Here is a 14,917-nt window from a genome sequence, read left to right on the forward strand (position 1 = left end):
GACCGAACTCAAGACCATGAACACCACAACCACCGCCCCGGTAGAAGAAGGAATTTTGCTCCCAGAATTCACTGCAGCATAATCAAAGCACTGACCCGCACGGTGTTGAGAAAAACTCCACCACTCCACGGGACGCAACCATGGGTAGCCGGCCATGGCACAAGTCAACGCGGGAGTAGATACACACAAAGACACACATTATGTTGCCGTAATCAGTTTGAGCGAAGAACACCTCAAAGCGGTGCAGTTCCCGGCAACGAAAGCAGGTTATCAAGCGCTGACAGGGGTTCATTCGGTCGCATTCGCTCGGGCCGAACCGAAAATAGCCTGTCCCGACCACTTCCCTCTGACGAGGTGAAGTAACTAGGTATGTCAGCGCGCGCAGTCAATAAGTGCGCCGATCGCCGGAGTGATGTCGCGGCGCATCTGCTCATAGACTTCGTCTGAACGGCGGTACGGATCCACCACGTCGTCGTCCTCCGGAGATGATCGGAACTGGCTGCGTGCACGCAGGGCGAGCGGAATCATGGCCTCCCATCTTTCAGCAGCTCCCATGCCCTGGGGTGTTTCAATCTGCGGCAGAATGCGGGCCAGTTCTCGAAGAGTGAAGGTCTTTTTTAGCAGTGCCGGGCGCATCTCGACAATGCGACTGCGATGGGCCCGGGTCAATGCGATGACCAAGTCCTGTTCGGCCAAGATGGCCGGGGTTAGTTGTCGAGCAGCAAAATTGTCGGTAGCCGCACCCATGACTCGGATGAAACCCTCCACATGGGGCTCGATGGCGTGGCCAACAAGGGCCCCGGTGCCTGCACTGCTTACCTCAAATGCTCCTGGAGAGACCTGCTCGAGGCCATGCTGAAGAAGCCGCTCGGCCATGGGGGAGCGGCAGATATTGCCGGTGCACACCGTGAGGATTCTGAACGGGGGAGGAGTGGTCATGATCCGGATTTTCCTTCTTGGGTCTCGACAGCCTCGACCAACGAACGCCGGTGGGCAAGGGTGTAGATCGCGGCGCCGACGCCGGCACCCAACGTATTTGCCAGTACATCCAATACTGATGGGAATCTGGCCGCCAGAAACAGCGACTGCCCAAGTTCAATAGTGCACGATGTCACGAATCCGATGCCAAGGCCCAGCCAGGCTTTCTTGGTCCACACCGAAGCAATGATGCCCATGGGCACAAAGAGCAGGACATTGGCGGAAAACTCAATCTGCGCATAGTCAATGAATGCAGGCATGCCATGACGATGGAGCCAATCAATGACTTGGTGGAGCACTCCAGCGGCTGGCTGATCCACAGGCGTGGGCCAAAAAACAATGAGTGACAGCGCCACCAAGTAGGCAGCCATCAGGCTTACTGCAAGGCGGTGGAGGGCTTGGTGGGTGCTGGTCACATATAGACGTTACGCCACATTGACGTAGCTGGCCGTCAACTGGCCCGCAGTTTGGTTCCCGCACTTTCGCAATGCCGCAAGTTTTTTGGCTGCGGCAGCGTTGCAATCCATTTCGAGAACCCTGATGAGGTCGCTGGTCAGCTCTCCGAGCCGGGCTGCTCCCACCATCAAGCTAGAACTACGGAGACTCAGTGCTGCGTCCAAGGCGTCTTCCCTATGGCCAGCGGTGACAGCCTCGTGAATCCGCACAAAACGTCCGGGCCACATGTCAACATAGCGGCACACAAAGTTACGGCACAGTGTGGTCTCGCCGTCGAGGGATTCCTCAAGGGAGTGCAGAGTGGCGCTACAGACAAGTGGCAATGCGGTGACTGTCATCCTCTGTTCGTGCCTCCTGCCGTGTGTCGTGTTTGAGTCCAAGTGATCTTGATTTCCTCTTCAACACTATCGGCAGCTTGCAGGAATTCGATGGGTTTTTGCAGAAAATACTAGAACTTGACCAAACCTTATACAAAAGGACAGGGCTTGGTGCTCGAGCCGACCCTGAATGCGTCAGTTTGTGCCGTATTTTCGCGGAATCGTACTGATTTTGAGCTTGGCTTGAATTTCCTATTGGGCTGTGGGTGGATCGCGAATATTGTGCTTTTCTTGCGGCAATCTTCCGGATACAGGGTGCCATTTCTTGAGGTGCATCCTCCATAGTTGTTGTCAGCGGAAGCCTACTTGCTGGGAAGAATCGGCAGACCGTTCGGCCTGGCGCCGGCACGGGCCACCAGACAAGTCATGGCTCCGGATTGGCAAGTCCCCCTAGACAGGTGGTGTGTTGACTCCCCCCTCAACACACCACCACCCCTTTATGCGTGAGGTCACAGCAGATGCGGTGGTCTGGAAATGGACAGGTTACTGCGCGGAGTCAAACACGGACTTACGTTGCACGCCACGCCCCGGGATTCCGCTGCCAAGAGACAAACACCCCGGCAGCACAAACCCGATGGTGGTTCCCGCGCCTGGCTCACTGCTCAAGCTAATGGTGCCGCCATGTTTGGCGACAATGGTTCGCGATATCATCAGCCCCAAACCGATTCCCGGTATGGATCTGGCCATTGCGGACCTGGCCCGGAAGAACTTGGTAAAAGCCTCAGCTTGTTCCTCCGAGTTCATGCCCATGCCCGTGTCCCGAACCTCGCACCACAAGTCCGTGCCCTCGGCCCATGCTCTGACGGTGATGGTTCCGCCGTCGGGGGAGTACTTGACCGCATTGGAGACGAAGTTATCCAGTACTTGCCCAATCCGCCTGACATCGATGAAGACCTCCAACGGCCCCTGCATCTCCGTGACCAGGCCCAGCTTGTTCAGCTCGGCCGCCGGCGCTGCCGAGGACACACTTTCCGAGACTAGTGTGGCAAAATCCGTCCGGCTCAGCTGCAGCGTCAGTGAATCTGTGGTCAGCAGGTCGGAGACCAAGGAACTGAGACGGTCCACATTGCGTGAAGCAATGTTCAAGTAGCCGCGAACCTCAGCAGGCAGTTGCTCCTGTTCGTCCAAGGCCATTTCCAAGTAGCCCTGGATGGACGTCAACGGAGTGCGGAATTCGTGCGAAACGTTCGCCACGAAATCATTTTTGGCCTCCAGTGCTGCCATCATCTCGGTGATGTCATGGAAAGCTATCACTGCACCATCGAAGTTGCCGTTCTCATCCAGGATGGGCCGTGCGGCGGTGGAGACTGCCCTCGCCTGGTCTCCTGTTCCCAGCCACACCTGATAATTGGTGAAAGCCTCGCCCCTGATGGCCCGGCGCACGGGGCGTTCCTCCGCAGCCAGCAAAGTGACAGCGTCCACTGAGAAAACCACCAGCTCGCTTTCCTCCGGGTCTGGAATGTGCTCAGGAACTGCATGGTCGTGCAGAGCCCTTTGGGTGGCATCCATCAGCATGTCATTGCCCGCTGCGTCCACCACCACCACACCAACAGCAACCGTGTCCACCACTGTTGCCAGCAGCCGCTCCCGTTGCTGGCTGGCATCTAATGCGGCCCGCAACTCAACATCCTTGGCTTCCAGCGCTTTCCGCTGAACGTTCACGGTATTGGTCACGGCAACTACAGTGATGGCGTAGGCCAGCACCACCAGCGGGAAAAGTAGAGGCTTGGCCAACTGCTCTGGGGTGAAACCGGTGGGCGAAGTTAGAACCGGAAACCACACAATAAGCAAGGCTGCTGTCACACTGACCACGATTGAAGTACGTTTTGCCAGGCCCGATGAAGCCAGCCAAAAGACCGGGAAAAAAATCAGGAGGCCAACGGCCGTTAGGAACTGCTGGTTACCGCCGCGGAACAGCCCAATGGCCACAAAGTCCAAATAGGGGAGGACAAGAAACGCGCCCCGTGGCAGCTTCTGCCATGGGACAGCGATTGCCGCGACAAACAATAGGGCGTGCAATGCCAAGGCCGCTATGAACAGCGGTTCCCCAAACGACGTGGGATACACCAGTACAGCGATACATACGGCAACAACCATGACCAGCGTCAACGGCAACTGAGTTAGGAACACCCGCCTACGCAAAGGATGGAGCCAACCCAGAAACCGCACGGATTTCTGCTGCTTGCCGAGGTGGGGCATAAGTACTTCCATCCGTCGAGGTCACGATGTGGCGCATTCGCTTGCGTCCGGCAACAACTGAAGTACTTGTGGTGAGCCGGCAAAGAGCACCGCCGCACAAGTCGTCAGGCAAGAAGCTGTTGGTTTAGATAATCTCACATTCGGCAGTTTGCGGAGTCTAGTGACCTGCATGTTCGTTGGGCGGATACTTCCTGAGTATTTCTTGAGCTTGAGGGAACCCACACAATGTGCCTGAATGCTTGAGCATTTCTTGTTGTAATCTTCCGGGTTTTTGATGCCTTTTCTTGCGTTGGGGGCTGCATTGTTGAACCCATCGGCAGGAAAGCTTGCTGAGTGAACTTGAACAAGGGGTCTGACAATGAACAAGATGGCTAAGGGCGCAATTGCTACTGCTGTAGGCGTTATTCTGCTAGCTGGCGGTGGCGGTACGTTGGCTACTTGGAACCAGGCCCAGAATTCCTCCATGGGTTCGGTTGTTTCCGGTGACTTGAACCTGGTTCCGGTTTCTGCCGGTGCGTGGACTGACAAGGCCGGCAAGGCCATCACGAACATTGCCGCGTACAAGGTGGTTCCCGGTGAAACTTTGACCTACACCCAGCAGCTGGATGTGACGTTGAGCGGTGACTTGATGGCGGCCACATTGAAGGTTACCGGCGAGACCGTGAACAATGGGTTTGCTGCGAACGCTGTTGTTTCCACAACGGCCCTGAAGAACGCCACCGATGGTGCAGTTCTGCCGACCACCACACTCCGTGCTGCCGATACTGGCAAGGTTACTGCCACCACCACGTTCGCGTTCAAGGAAACAACCGCGAACCGTGAATCAGTGAACGCCAACTACAACTTCGGCGCTATCGGCTACGAACTCAAGCAGCTGGCCCCGGCCGGCAGCAACGGCCTCTAACCACACAGCACCACAGACCCCCTGTGGGTGGTGTATTGGGCCACCAACCAATACACCACCACCCCCCTCCCGACGGAAGCAGCCATGAAAAGCACCCGCGCACTGAAAGCCACCGGCCTTGTGCTGGTTGCCGTGGTGCTGGGACTGCTTACTGTGCAGGGGAGCTATGCGCTGTGGAACAAATTTGCTGGGGCAAACGCCGGAACCGTCCAGGCCGCTGATTTTCGAATCAGCCTCACGGATACCAAAACCGGCGACTACACTGACATGACTCTGGCCAACGGAACAGCGGCCACGTTTGCCTTAAGCACCACACCCACGGGGGCCGTGGTCCCCGGACACAGCACCTACGCCGGTGTCCAGCTGGGCAATGTGACCAACGCCGGAGGGGACTTCACCGTGAGGGCCACTACGGCAGTCCCCGTCATCGACAACAACGCGGTATCCGCGCTTGCACCCTACATGCAGGTCAAGGTGGTTGCTGCAACAGCACTCTCGCAGTGCTCCCAAGCCGCGCTCTACGAGTCAGCTTCATCCAACGGCACCGCCACAGTGGACATCGCCAAGACCGCAACTGGTGTGTTTTGCTTCCAGATCACCCTGGCTGCCACCATGCCGGTGAATCTCAGCGGACAAACCGCAGCCATTGCCGTCCCGATCACTGTCAACCAACTCTAAGAGGGTCCACCATGTCTGTTATCAGCCCCGTCACCAGCGATGTTTCATCTCTGAACTCTGAGCCGGCCGGCAAGGTACGTCCCCGCGGAATCCTTCACTCGATTGGCAGCTGGAGCGCCTACGTGGTCCTCCTCCTCGCAGCGGTCAGCGCCTTGATCATGATCGTGGCGCCCATGGCCACCGGCTCGCAAACATACACCGTGCTGACCAACTCCATGGCACCCAAGTACGCGCCCGGAACTTTCCTGGTGGTCAAGCCCACAGAGTTCTCCTCTCTCCGCGTAGGTGATGTCATTACCTTCCAAATTGAATCAGGCAAGCCCGGTGTCATCTCCCACCGCATCACCTCGGTGGGATCCACCCAAACCGGAGAACGGGTTTTCACCACCAAAGGAGACAACAACTCCCTGGAAGACGCTGCCACCGTCCAAGAAGTGCAGATTAAGGGCAAACTGCTATACGCAGTACCCTATGTAGGCTTCGCCGCCCATGCTGTGGGCGAGCAGAGGGGCAAGCTGCTTCCCATCATCGCCGTAGGATTCATCTCCCTGGGTGCCTTGAGTATGGTCCGGGGTGCCGTGGAAAAGAAGCGCGGCAAGCATGAAAAAGACAATGACTAGAAAAGTCCCGCCGCGCAGCCTCGACGGCTCCGCACGCATGGCCGTCGTGGCCATAGTGGCAAGCATTGCCATGGGAACACTGCTGGCAGGACCTGCCGCAGGCGCCGAGAACAAGAATGATCTGCTTCAGCTAAGCCGCGACGGTGTCCACTTCGCCACTGACGCGATTCCAACCATGTTTAGGAGCACAAAAGGTTATGTTCCAGGAGAATCAAGGCCAGGACTCATTTGGGTTCGCAACGCCGGCAAAGACAGCGCGCACTTCACCCTCGCTGTGCACAACACCAACAACCCAGACACCAGCGCAGGGATTGCTGGCGCATCAATTCTGCCCCAGCACCTGCGCCTGCAAGCGCAAGCCTCAGGCCGCGTCACCACAGCCAACGCTCTGCCAACTCCCGGCACCTGCACCCCGGTCATCGATGGTTGGACGCTGGCCGCAGGCGAAGTACTGCCCCTGACCCTTGACCTGGGCCTGTCCGTTGAAGCTCCCAACTCCACCCGAAATCAAAACGCCGACTTCACCCTGACTTTTGTCCTGCAGGAACGTGGTGCCGGTCAGCTTATAGGACCGTGCGCTGGGGGCCCGGGCAACCTGGCCGCAGGCGGCGCAGTGATTTCACTGCCCATCAGCGGCGGCACAGCGGCAACAAGGACGCCTGCCACAGGAGTTGTGTCAGGTGGTGTGCAAGTTCCCATCGGCTCCGACGTCGGCACAGATCTGGACCCCCTGCAGCAAGGTGTCCAGCCCTCACCGGAAGCGTCGCAGGCATTGCCGCTGTTGCGCCAGCTGCAAAGTAATGTGGAAGCCACCGACTACAACCCATGGCCATGGATTGTCGTCATCAGCGCATGCGTGTACGTATTCACCTCAGTTCGGAAACGGAGCAAGACTAGATGAGCTCAGTAGGCCCTCAGCAACCAGAGCTGAAGACGGGCGGCGGCACTAAGCGCGCCCTTGGCAGGCTGCGCAAGCTTCCCGGGTTCACCACTGCAGCAGTGGCGTTTGTTCTCATCGTGTTGCTGGGTGGTGGCGGTGCCGCCGTTGCCAAATGGAATCAAAGCGCCACAGTTTCCATGGGCATCACCGCAGGTGCTGCGCCAGCACCGAGCCCCACACCTACTCCTTCTCCAAGCCCGACGCCGACACCCACTCCCAGCGCAACGCCCCCTCCGAACAACCAAGGAAATATTGTTGCCAACCCAGTCATTGCAGCGCGACCAGGACTCATGGATCCCACCAAGGTTGAGTGCGATGCCAACGGAAATTCCGGAAAATACGCTGTCAGTTGGCCAGCTGATGCTTCCGGCAACATCAGCTACGTGGCTTCAGTGAGTGTCAGTGATAAGAACTATGGTGCACCGCAATCACAAAATGTGTCCGTTAACAAGGCCACTTTCAATCTTAGCAACACCGACGCCGCCTATGGCCTGTACATCCTTCGGATTCAGCCGATGAATGGCACTGTTGCCGGTGACCCTATCTACCGGACTATTCAGCATGAAAAAAGGACGCAGCAATGCGGCTATGCCAGCCCGAATGACCGGTCCCCGCTGGGCAGCTTCTCAGTCAACGCAGTCCCTGCAAGTTCGGTGAAGACCAACAATGTTCTCAATGTCAGTTGGACGGCACTGGCTACGGGAACCGACTACAAGGTGTCAATCGTGTCCGTGGACACAGCGTCCAGTTTTGGTGCTGAGTTCACCACCCGGTCCACAGGTGCCACACTGACTTTTCCGGCGTACAAACTGGATGGTTCAGGCAACCCAACCAACGGCGGCGCTTACAACGGCGAATATTTGCTGCGAGTCATACCGATGAACGGGACCCAGGCGGGCGATCCAGTCTATAAAAAGGTCTTCTACAAGGCCTATGAATTTAGGGTTGAGAATTACCAGTACCAGTACTAACAAGTTCTGAACTGACTACACACCCCGGAATCACAAAACTCATGGTGGTTCCCTGACCCTGTTCACTGGACACAGTTAGGGTGCCGCCATGGTTTTCGATGATGGTCTTGGAAATCATCAGGCCCAAGCCAATGCCTGGGATACCGCGTTCCCTGGCTTGTCCGGCCCTGAAGAACTTCTGGAATAGCCCGGCCTGATCTGCCGGACTCATGCCCAGGCCGGTGTCGCTGACCTGGCAGTGTAGATCTGTTCCGTCAGCGCACGCGCGCACCGTGAGGGTGCCGCCGTCGGGCGAGTACTTCACAGCGTTGGACACCAGGTTGTCCAAGACTTGGCCAATCCGGCCGGCGTCGATCATGGCCATCAATGGTTGTTGGCAGTCCGACTCCACTGCCACACCATTGGCTGCGGCAGCCGGCGCAGCTGTGCCCAGGGAATCTGCAATGAGCTTATCGACGCAGGCAGGGGCTCGATCAATATTCATGGTGGTGGTAGCCAACAAATCTGTCACCAGCCCATTGAGACGGACGGCATTGCGGTCGGCAATGGTCAAATAGTTGATAACTTCCGCGGGCGCCAACCCGGGCGATTCAAGGGCCAGGGCCACATAAGATTGGATGGCCGTCAGGGGAGTACGGAACTCGTGGGAAACATTCGCCACGAAGTCGTCTTTGGCGGCGAGGGCTTCCACCATGTCGGTGACATCGTGGAACGCGATGACGGCGCCGTCGGAAGTCCCATCATCACTGACGATGGTGCGGGCAGTGGTTGACAAGGCCCTGGCCTGCTCGCCGGCACCAATCCAGATCTGGTAGTTGGTGAACGATTCGCCATCAATGGCACGACGGACCGGGCGGGCATAGGCCGGTAACGGAACCCGGTCGACGCCGAATATCAACAGTTCGCTTTCCTGCGGGTCACTGATATCCGGCGGCACACCCAAAGCATGAATGGCCTCCTGGGTGGAGTTCATGAGACGGTCGTTGCCGTCCGCATCCACCACGACGACGCCCACACCCACTGTGTCCACAATGGTTTCCAACAGCCGCTCGCGCTGCCGGCTGTCCACCAAATCCTTGCGCCTTAGCGAATCCTGGGCCACCAGAGCATCGCGCTGCCTGTCCATGCTGGTGGTCAGGACCACCATGGCAATGGCGAAAGCCAGCATCATGAAGGGAATCAGCAGCGGCCGCACCAACTGTTCCGCTGACACGGGGCCGGGGGCATTGAATTCCGGAATCCAAACGATCAGCAGGCTTGCCAGTGTGCTGGAAACGATTGCCGTCTTGGGTGCAAGCCCGGAGGCACACAGCCAGAAGACGGGGAACAAGGCGATCATGCCGGCAGAATTCAGCAGTGCGTTGGTACCTTCGCGGAACAAGGCCACGGCAACAAAGTCAAGGTAAGGAATCAGAAGAAACGATCCCCGCGGCATTTTCTCCCACTGGACGGTTCCGGCAACTGCCAGCAAACCCACGCTCATGAACAACGAGGCCACGAGTTCCCCGCTGGCGAAGAGGGACGGTTGCAAAAATACTACGAGTGCTGCTGCCAAGATCATGGTGAGCGTGAACGGAAGCTGGGCCAGAAACATGCGGGTCCGGGGGGATCGCTCATAAAAGTAGCGCCGGATGAGCCGATTTCCAGCTGTTTCAGTCAAATTTTCAGGGATGATCGTCAAAATTGCTTCCGTCATTAAGTTATGTCTGCCAAGAATCTCGAGGTGCTAGTCACGTTGGGCCGGTGCATCGGCAAGGTGCCCAGTATGTCATGCTGCCCTGCGAAGGTGTTGTAGGGCGACGCCAGAGACGATGTCATAATGTAAGTACTAATGGGCCTGGGGGCTCTAAGACGTTGTAACAAGCACGTTTCTTATTGGTCTTTGTAAGTTTAGTGAGGGAAAGATGGACAATCCTCGTGTGGCAGTCATCGTTGAAGATGACCAGGATATCCGCGAGCTGATCAGTGTAATTCTCATTCAGGCTGGATTTGAGGTGTACTCAGCCAGCAATGGGGCGGACGGGGTTGAGGCCGTCAAAAAGTATAATCCGGCCATAGTCACGCTCGATTTGGGCTTGCCTGACATGGACGGTTTTGAAGTGGCTAGGCGCGTGCGGCTTTTCAGCGACACCTACATCATCATGCTGACCGGGCGTGCAGACGAGATGGATACCCTGCTGGGGTTGGAAACCGGTGCCGACGACTACCTCACCAAGCCGTTCCGGCCCCGTGAGCTGCGCGCCAGGATCAGCGCGATGATGCGCCGACCCCGTGCTGGCGGCACCGATGCCGCTGTGGCAGAATCCGCCTCTGCGGAGGCTGCAGCAGAGCCAGCTGCCATTGCCGAGACTCTCCACGAAGGGGCGGCGCCGGAGGCCGAGCCCGCTGCCGGAACCAAGTCAGTCAACGGCCTGGTCCTTAACGACGGCGACCGCACAGCGGAAGTGGACGGCACCGAACTGGATCTGACCCGCACCGAGTTTGACCTGCTTCATGCCCTAGTAGACGGCGGCAAGCAGGTGCGCAGCAAGTCGGACTTGGTGCGCTGGCTGCGTGGGGAAGAATACGACGTGGGCACCTACATCAGCGACGCCGACGAACGCACCATCGAGGTGCACATGACAAACCTGCGCCGAAAAATGGGCGACAACCCCCGCGATCCGCGCTGGATCAAGACTGTGCGCGGAGTGGGCTACCGACTGGTTCACTAAGCTGTGGCCACTCGGCAACCCTTGCAATGCCCTTAGGGCCCTGGACCAGTTTGGTTCAGGGCCCTAAGGCTTTTTGCCCCAGGTTTTGCCCGGTTGCCTTTTGCCCCGCTGATGTCTCAGGCGAGGACCAATACGCACTCAGGCAACACCATGCGCATGGTGGTCCCAACGTTGCGTTCGCTTTGAATCGAGATGTGACCGCCGTGGTTGGCCACAATGGTCTTGGTGATCAGCAGCCCCAGCCCCAGACCGGGGATGGACCGCTCCAAGGCAGGGTCTGCACGGAAGAACTTGGTGAACGCCTGGGCCTGCTCGGCACTGCTCATGCCCATGCCGGTATCCTGAACCTCGCACACCACATCCGCGCCGTCGTTCCACGCGCGCACCGTGACGGTTCCGCCGTCGGGCGAGTATTTGATGGCATTGGAGATGAGATTGTCCAGCGCCTGGCCGATCCGGCCGCCGTCGACCATGGCCCGCAGCTGACCGGGGACATCCAGGATCAACTCCACCCCATTCTTTTCTGCCATGGGTCTGGCGGAGGCCACACTCTCGGCGATGAGGGCGGAAACATCCGCCATGGCGGGGCTGACTTCCATGGCGTCAGTGGTCAGGAGGTCTGAGACCAGCCTGTTGAGGCGGAGTGCGTTGCGCTGGGTGATGCCTACGAATGTGCTCAGGTCCTGGGGGAGGCGGTCCGATTCATCGGCGATCATGGCCAGGTAGCCAAGGATGGAGGTCAGTGGCGTGCGGAACTCGTGCGAAACGTTGGCCACAAAGTCATCCTTCGCGGCCAGGGCTGCCATGGTTTCTGTGTTGTCGTGGAAGGCAATGACGGCGCCGGCTGAACTGCCGTCCTCATTGCGCATGGTGCGTGCAGTGGTGGAGATGGCCCGGCTATTCTCGCCCTCACCAATCCACATCTGGTAGTTAGTGAAGGATTCCCCCAGGATGGCGCGGCGGACGGGACGCTCATCCGCTGGCAGCAGGACCTTGCCGTACCCAAACAGCAGGAGGTCTTTTTCCTGTGGATTGGCAATGTCACCCGGCATGGCCCGGGAGTGAATTACCGTCTGGGTTGAATTCATCAATTGGTCATTGCCGCCCTCATCCACCACAACAATGCCCACAGCCACGGTATCCAGAACGGTTTCCAGCAACTGTTCCCGTTGCTTGCTTAGATTCAGTGCTGTTCTCAGCTTGGCGTCCTTTTCCTCGATGGCCAGACGCTGGCTGTCCATGCTGGCCGTCATGATGACCACGGTGATGGAGAACGCCATCATCATGAACGGGAAGAGGAGCGGCTTGGCGAGCAACTCGGGAGTGATGCGGGATGGGCCCAGGATCAGCGGCACCCAGACAATCAATAAGGTGCCCAATGTGCTGCTGACGACGGCTGTTTTGCGGGCCACCCCGGAGGCCGAAAGCCAGAAGACGGGGAACAACACCAGCAAGCCCACGGCGGTAATGAACTGTGCACTGCCGTGGCGGATGAACCCCACAGCAATGAAGTCCATATACGGAATCAGCAAGAAGGAGCCCCGCGGCAGCTTGTCCCACGGCATCAAGCAACACAGAGCAAGAATGCCCGCCTGCAGCCACAAGCCAATGACAAAGTGGGGGTCACCCAAAGTCTTTGGGTAGTAAGCGGCCACCAGTGCCACTGTCAACATGACTGTCAGGGTAAGCGGCAACTGCGTGAGGATGACGCGCATCCGCAGGGATCGCTTGTAGAAATGTCGCTTCAGCAGGGTTTCAGACGCGGGGTTGGTCAATGTGCTTCCGATGCTGGGTCCAGTTAATGCACCGACATCGGTACACGCCAGTCTCTCACCCTTCGTGTCCCCGCACACTTATGCCGCGCCGCCCGGCGGCGGCACGGCGCAAGTGCGTGCTAGCTACTTTATGGAGTCGCCTTGCTGGAACACATCCGGGATGCCATCGTGGTCATCATCGAGTTCCTCGAGCTCGGCCACCTTGCGGTAGTGCCTGTTGCGGCTGCGCAGCACCACGGACGCCAGCAGAGCCGCGAGCACGGACCCGGCCAAGATTGCCACCTTGGCGTGGGAGTAGTGGGGGCTGTCGGCGCCGAAGCTCAATTCACTAATGAGCAAGGACACCGTGAAGCCAACCCCGGCCAGCAGCGCAAGGCCGACGACGTCGATCCAGGCCAGACCGTCGTCGAGCTTGGCCTTGGTGGTCTTTGTGACTAGCCAGGTGGCACCAAAGACGCCAATGAACTTTCCAGCAATCAAGGCCACCACAATGCCGATGGCCACCGAATCAGTGAAGGCGCTCTTGAGGCCGGCCACCCCGCCCAGTGCAACGCCGGCGGAGAAGAATGCGAACACGGGTACGGCCAAACCGGCTGAAAGGGGGCGGATGGCATGCTCAAACTTCTCGGCCATGCCAGGTCCGTTTTCAGGCGTTTTGTCCTTGCGGAGCACGGGAACCATGAAGCCCAGCAGCACACCAGCCACTGTGGCGTGAACGCCGGAGGCATGGACAAGCGCCCATGTGGCGAACGCCAGAGGCAGCAGGAAGTACCAGGCGCTGATGCGTTTTTGCACCAACCAAGCGAAGACCAGCAGCGGCAGCAAGGCTAGGGCCAGGAACTGGAACTGCATTTCACCTGGGTAGAACACAGCAATGATGGCGATGGCGATGAGGTCATCCACCACGGCCAATGTCAGCAAGAACGTGCGCAGGGCGCTGGGCAGGTGGGTGCTGATGACAGCCAGGACCGCCAGTGCAAAGGCAATGTCGGTGGCTGTGGGGATGGCCCAACCTCTGAGTACTTCCGGCCCGGCTTGGAGGTTGATGAGGACGAAAAGCACGGCGGGCATGATCACGCCGCCCACGGCGGCAGCAATGGGAACGAGCGCGCGGGAGGGGCTGCGCAGATCGCCGGCAACGAATTCGCGCTTGAGTTCAAGCCCGGCAACAAAGAAGAAGATTGCCAGCAGGCCGTCGGACGCCCAGCCGCCCAGGCTGAGGTTCAGGTGCAGGCTTTCCGGGCCGATCCGGAAGTCCCGCAAATCAAAGTAGCCGTTGGCCCACGGTGAATTGGCCCAAATCAGGGCGACCACCGTGGCGATGAGCAAAAGGGCTCCGCCGACTGTTTCGGAGCGGAGAATGGTGCTGATGCGCACGGATTCGGAATAGCTTCCCCGGCTGAAGATGCGGGAGTTCTTTGTGGATTTCATGGGTGCGGCGGCCTTCCGTTGGGTCCAGCAGTGGCGGGACCACTTTTGGGTTCATCAAAGTCATTGCCGACCAGACTTCCCGGCGCACCTGATTCCCAGTCTACCTTGGCCCGGCACTGGGGTGGTCCTGTAGTTGTGAAGGGCCGGCCCTGCCCAAAGGGATAGGACTAGCCGAAAGGATGGGATTAATTAGCCGCCTGGCGGTTGGAAATAGCCGTTTGGGATCTGATTGTCCGTGTGGTCTTGGGTTTAGATGAGAATACTGCCTACTGGGGGCGTGAATTTTGGGGGAGGAAATACTCGTGAAAAAAGTTATGAAGGCAGCCGTCGCGGCTGGTGCAGCAGGTGCATTGATGTTGGGTGGAGCAGGGACGTTTGCCCTGTGGAACGCAACTGATGACCTTGACGATGCAGGCACCGTCACCACAGGGCACTTGACCATGACGACAGTTCCGGCATCGGGCGCTTGGGAGGACATCAGTGTTCCCGCCACTCCTGTTGCTTTCGACGCCATTTCCGAGACGATTGTTCCCGGTGACACTGTGAAGTTCACTCAGAATGTCACCATCTCTGCAGAGGGCAAGAACCTCTCGGGCGAATTGGTAATTGGCAACACAGCCGCGGCAATTCCGGCTGACCTGGCTGGTCACGTGACGGTCGCGGTTGCGGCTACTACATCAGGCCCGAACATCTCTGTGGTTGGAAATACCATTACGTTTTCCAAGCCCGGTACCTACACCGTGCCTGTGACCATCACGGTGGCTTTTGCCAAGGGCAATCTCACAGATGCGAAGACGCCTGCTGTCACCATGGACGAGGCAATCGACCTGCCGGCGCTTTCGCTGACATTGAACCAGACCCGGGCATAGCCGGGTCG

General features: G+C 58.4%; 14 protein-coding genes. 7 read left to right on the forward strand and 7 right to left on the reverse strand.

The annotated features are described in order from the left end of the window. Positions 1-372: 372 nt before the first annotated feature. The 4 genes from CVS27_RS03365 to CVS27_RS03380 all read right to left on the reverse strand — a co-directional run bounded on the left by CVS27_RS03365 (position 373) and on the right by CVS27_RS03380 (position 4,022). Positions 373-939: an arsenate reductase/protein-tyrosine-phosphatase family protein gene (locus CVS27_RS03365; protein WP_103464320.1), complete on the reverse strand. Its 567-nt coding sequence runs from the start codon at positions 937-939 to the stop codon at positions 373-375. Then, positions 936-1,394: a VanZ family protein gene (locus CVS27_RS03370; RefSeq protein ID WP_103464321.1), complete on the reverse strand. Its 459-nt coding sequence runs from the start codon at positions 1,392-1,394 to the stop codon at positions 936-938. Before CVS27_RS03370 ends, CVS27_RS03365 begins: the two co-directional genes overlap by 4 nt. A gap of 9 nt (positions 1,395-1,403) precedes the next feature. Further along, positions 1,404-1,772: a hypothetical protein gene (locus tag CVS27_RS03375; protein ID WP_103464322.1), complete on the reverse strand. Its 369-nt coding sequence runs from the start codon at positions 1,770-1,772 to the stop codon at positions 1,404-1,406. 522 nt (positions 1,773-2,294) lie between these two features. Next, positions 2,295-4,022: a sensor histidine kinase gene (locus CVS27_RS03380; protein WP_103464323.1), complete on the reverse strand. Its 1,728-nt coding sequence runs from the start codon at positions 4,020-4,022 to the stop codon at positions 2,295-2,297. A gap of 346 nt (positions 4,023-4,368) precedes the next feature. Between CVS27_RS03380 and CVS27_RS03385 the strand changes: the two genes are divergently transcribed. The 5 genes from CVS27_RS03385 to CVS27_RS03405 all read left to right on the forward strand — a co-directional run bounded on the left by CVS27_RS03385 (position 4,369) and on the right by CVS27_RS03405 (position 8,123). After that, positions 4,369-4,914, forward strand: coding sequence for an alternate-type signal peptide domain-containing protein (locus tag CVS27_RS03385; protein ID WP_243399662.1), 546 nt, complete (start codon positions 4,369-4,371; stop codon positions 4,912-4,914). 84 nt (positions 4,915-4,998) lie between these two features. Further along, positions 4,999-5,592, forward strand: coding sequence for a hypothetical protein (locus CVS27_RS03390; protein WP_103464325.1), 594 nt, complete (start codon positions 4,999-5,001; stop codon positions 5,590-5,592). Positions 5,593-5,603: 11 nt separating this feature from the next. Next, positions 5,604-6,212 (forward strand): signal peptidase I, encoded by a 609-nt coding sequence (locus tag CVS27_RS03395; RefSeq protein WP_103464326.1) that lies wholly within the window; start codon positions 5,604-5,606, stop codon positions 6,210-6,212. Further along, positions 6,205-7,113, forward strand: a complete 909-nt coding sequence (locus CVS27_RS03400; protein WP_103464327.1) for a hypothetical protein — start codon at positions 6,205-6,207, stop codon at positions 7,111-7,113. The genes CVS27_RS03395 and CVS27_RS03400 overlap by 8 nt, the downstream gene beginning before the upstream one ends. Then, positions 7,110-8,123 (forward strand): hypothetical protein, encoded by a 1,014-nt coding sequence (locus CVS27_RS03405; RefSeq protein WP_103464328.1) that lies wholly within the window; start codon positions 7,110-7,112, stop codon positions 8,121-8,123. Before CVS27_RS03400 ends, CVS27_RS03405 begins: the two co-directional genes overlap by 4 nt. Here CVS27_RS03405 and CVS27_RS03410 read toward each other — a convergent pair. Then, positions 8,092-9,819 carry a sensor histidine kinase gene (locus tag CVS27_RS03410; RefSeq protein WP_103464329.1) on the reverse strand — a complete coding sequence of 576 codons (1,728 nt, stop codon included), beginning with the start codon at positions 9,817-9,819 and terminating at the stop codon, positions 8,092-8,094. The two genes, CVS27_RS03405 and CVS27_RS03410, sit on opposite strands and share 32 nt — an antisense overlap. Before the next feature lie 208 nt (positions 9,820-10,027). On the opposite strand from CVS27_RS03410, the gene CVS27_RS03415 reads away from it, so the two are divergent. Further along, positions 10,028-10,834 carry a response regulator transcription factor gene (locus tag CVS27_RS03415; RefSeq protein ID WP_103464330.1) on the forward strand — a complete coding sequence of 269 codons (807 nt, stop codon included), beginning with the start codon at positions 10,028-10,030 and terminating at the stop codon, positions 10,832-10,834. Positions 10,835-10,950: 116 nt separating this feature from the next. On the opposite strand, the gene CVS27_RS03420 is transcribed toward CVS27_RS03415, so the two are convergent. Continuing rightward, positions 10,951-12,609 carry a sensor histidine kinase gene (locus CVS27_RS03420; RefSeq protein WP_243400032.1) on the reverse strand — a complete coding sequence of 553 codons (1,659 nt, stop codon included), beginning with the start codon at positions 12,607-12,609 and terminating at the stop codon, positions 10,951-10,953. A gap of 123 nt (positions 12,610-12,732) precedes the next feature. Then, the gene (nhaA, locus tag CVS27_RS03425; protein WP_103464331.1) at positions 12,733-14,040 is read right to left on the reverse strand and encodes a Na+/H+ antiporter NhaA; all 1,308 of its coding nucleotides are present in this window, start codon (positions 14,038-14,040) and stop codon (positions 12,733-12,735) included. 302 nt (positions 14,041-14,342) lie between these two features. Between nhaA and CVS27_RS03430 the strand changes: the two genes are divergently transcribed. Further along, on the forward strand, positions 14,343-14,909 hold the full coding sequence (locus CVS27_RS03430) for an alternate-type signal peptide domain-containing protein (protein WP_133162868.1): 567 nt from the start codon (positions 14,343-14,345) through the stop codon (positions 14,907-14,909). Positions 14,910-14,917 lie beyond the last annotated feature (8 nt).

Origin of the sequence: Arthrobacter glacialis (assembly GCF_002909445.1) — a bacterium.
GTDB lineage: Bacteria > Actinomycetota > Actinomycetes > Actinomycetales > Micrococcaceae > Specibacter > Specibacter glacialis.

Coding starts and splice junctions, on each gene's coding strand:
- CVS27_RS03400 (WP_103464327.1), top strand. CDS start 6,205: ATGACTAGAAAAGTCCCGCCGCGCAGCCTCGACGGCTCCGCACGCATG.
- CVS27_RS03380 (WP_103464323.1), bottom strand. CDS start 4,022: ATGGAAGTACTTATGCCCCACCTCGGCAAGCAGCAGAAATCCGTGCGG.
- CVS27_RS03365 (WP_103464320.1), bottom strand. CDS start 939: ATGACCACTCCTCCCCCGTTCAGAATCCTCACGGTGTGCACCGGCAAT.
- CVS27_RS03385 (WP_243399662.1), top strand. CDS start 4,369: ATGAACAAGATGGCTAAGGGCGCAATTGCTACTGCTGTAGGCGTTATT.
- nhaA (WP_103464331.1), bottom strand. CDS start 14,040: ATGAAATCCACAAAGAACTCCCGCATCTTCAGCCGGGGAAGCTATTCC.
- CVS27_RS03375 (WP_103464322.1), bottom strand. CDS start 1,772: ATGACAGTCACCGCATTGCCACTTGTCTGTAGCGCCACTCTGCACTCC.
- CVS27_RS03415 (WP_103464330.1), top strand. CDS start 10,028: ATGGACAATCCTCGTGTGGCAGTCATCGTTGAAGATGACCAGGATATC.
- CVS27_RS03405 (WP_103464328.1), top strand. CDS start 7,110: ATGAGCTCAGTAGGCCCTCAGCAACCAGAGCTGAAGACGGGCGGCGGC.
- CVS27_RS03395 (WP_103464326.1), top strand. CDS start 5,604: ATGTCTGTTATCAGCCCCGTCACCAGCGATGTTTCATCTCTGAACTCT.
- CVS27_RS03410 (WP_103464329.1), bottom strand. CDS start 9,819: ATGACGGAAGCAATTTTGACGATCATCCCTGAAAATTTGACTGAAACA.
- CVS27_RS03390 (WP_103464325.1), top strand. CDS start 4,999: ATGAAAAGCACCCGCGCACTGAAAGCCACCGGCCTTGTGCTGGTTGCC.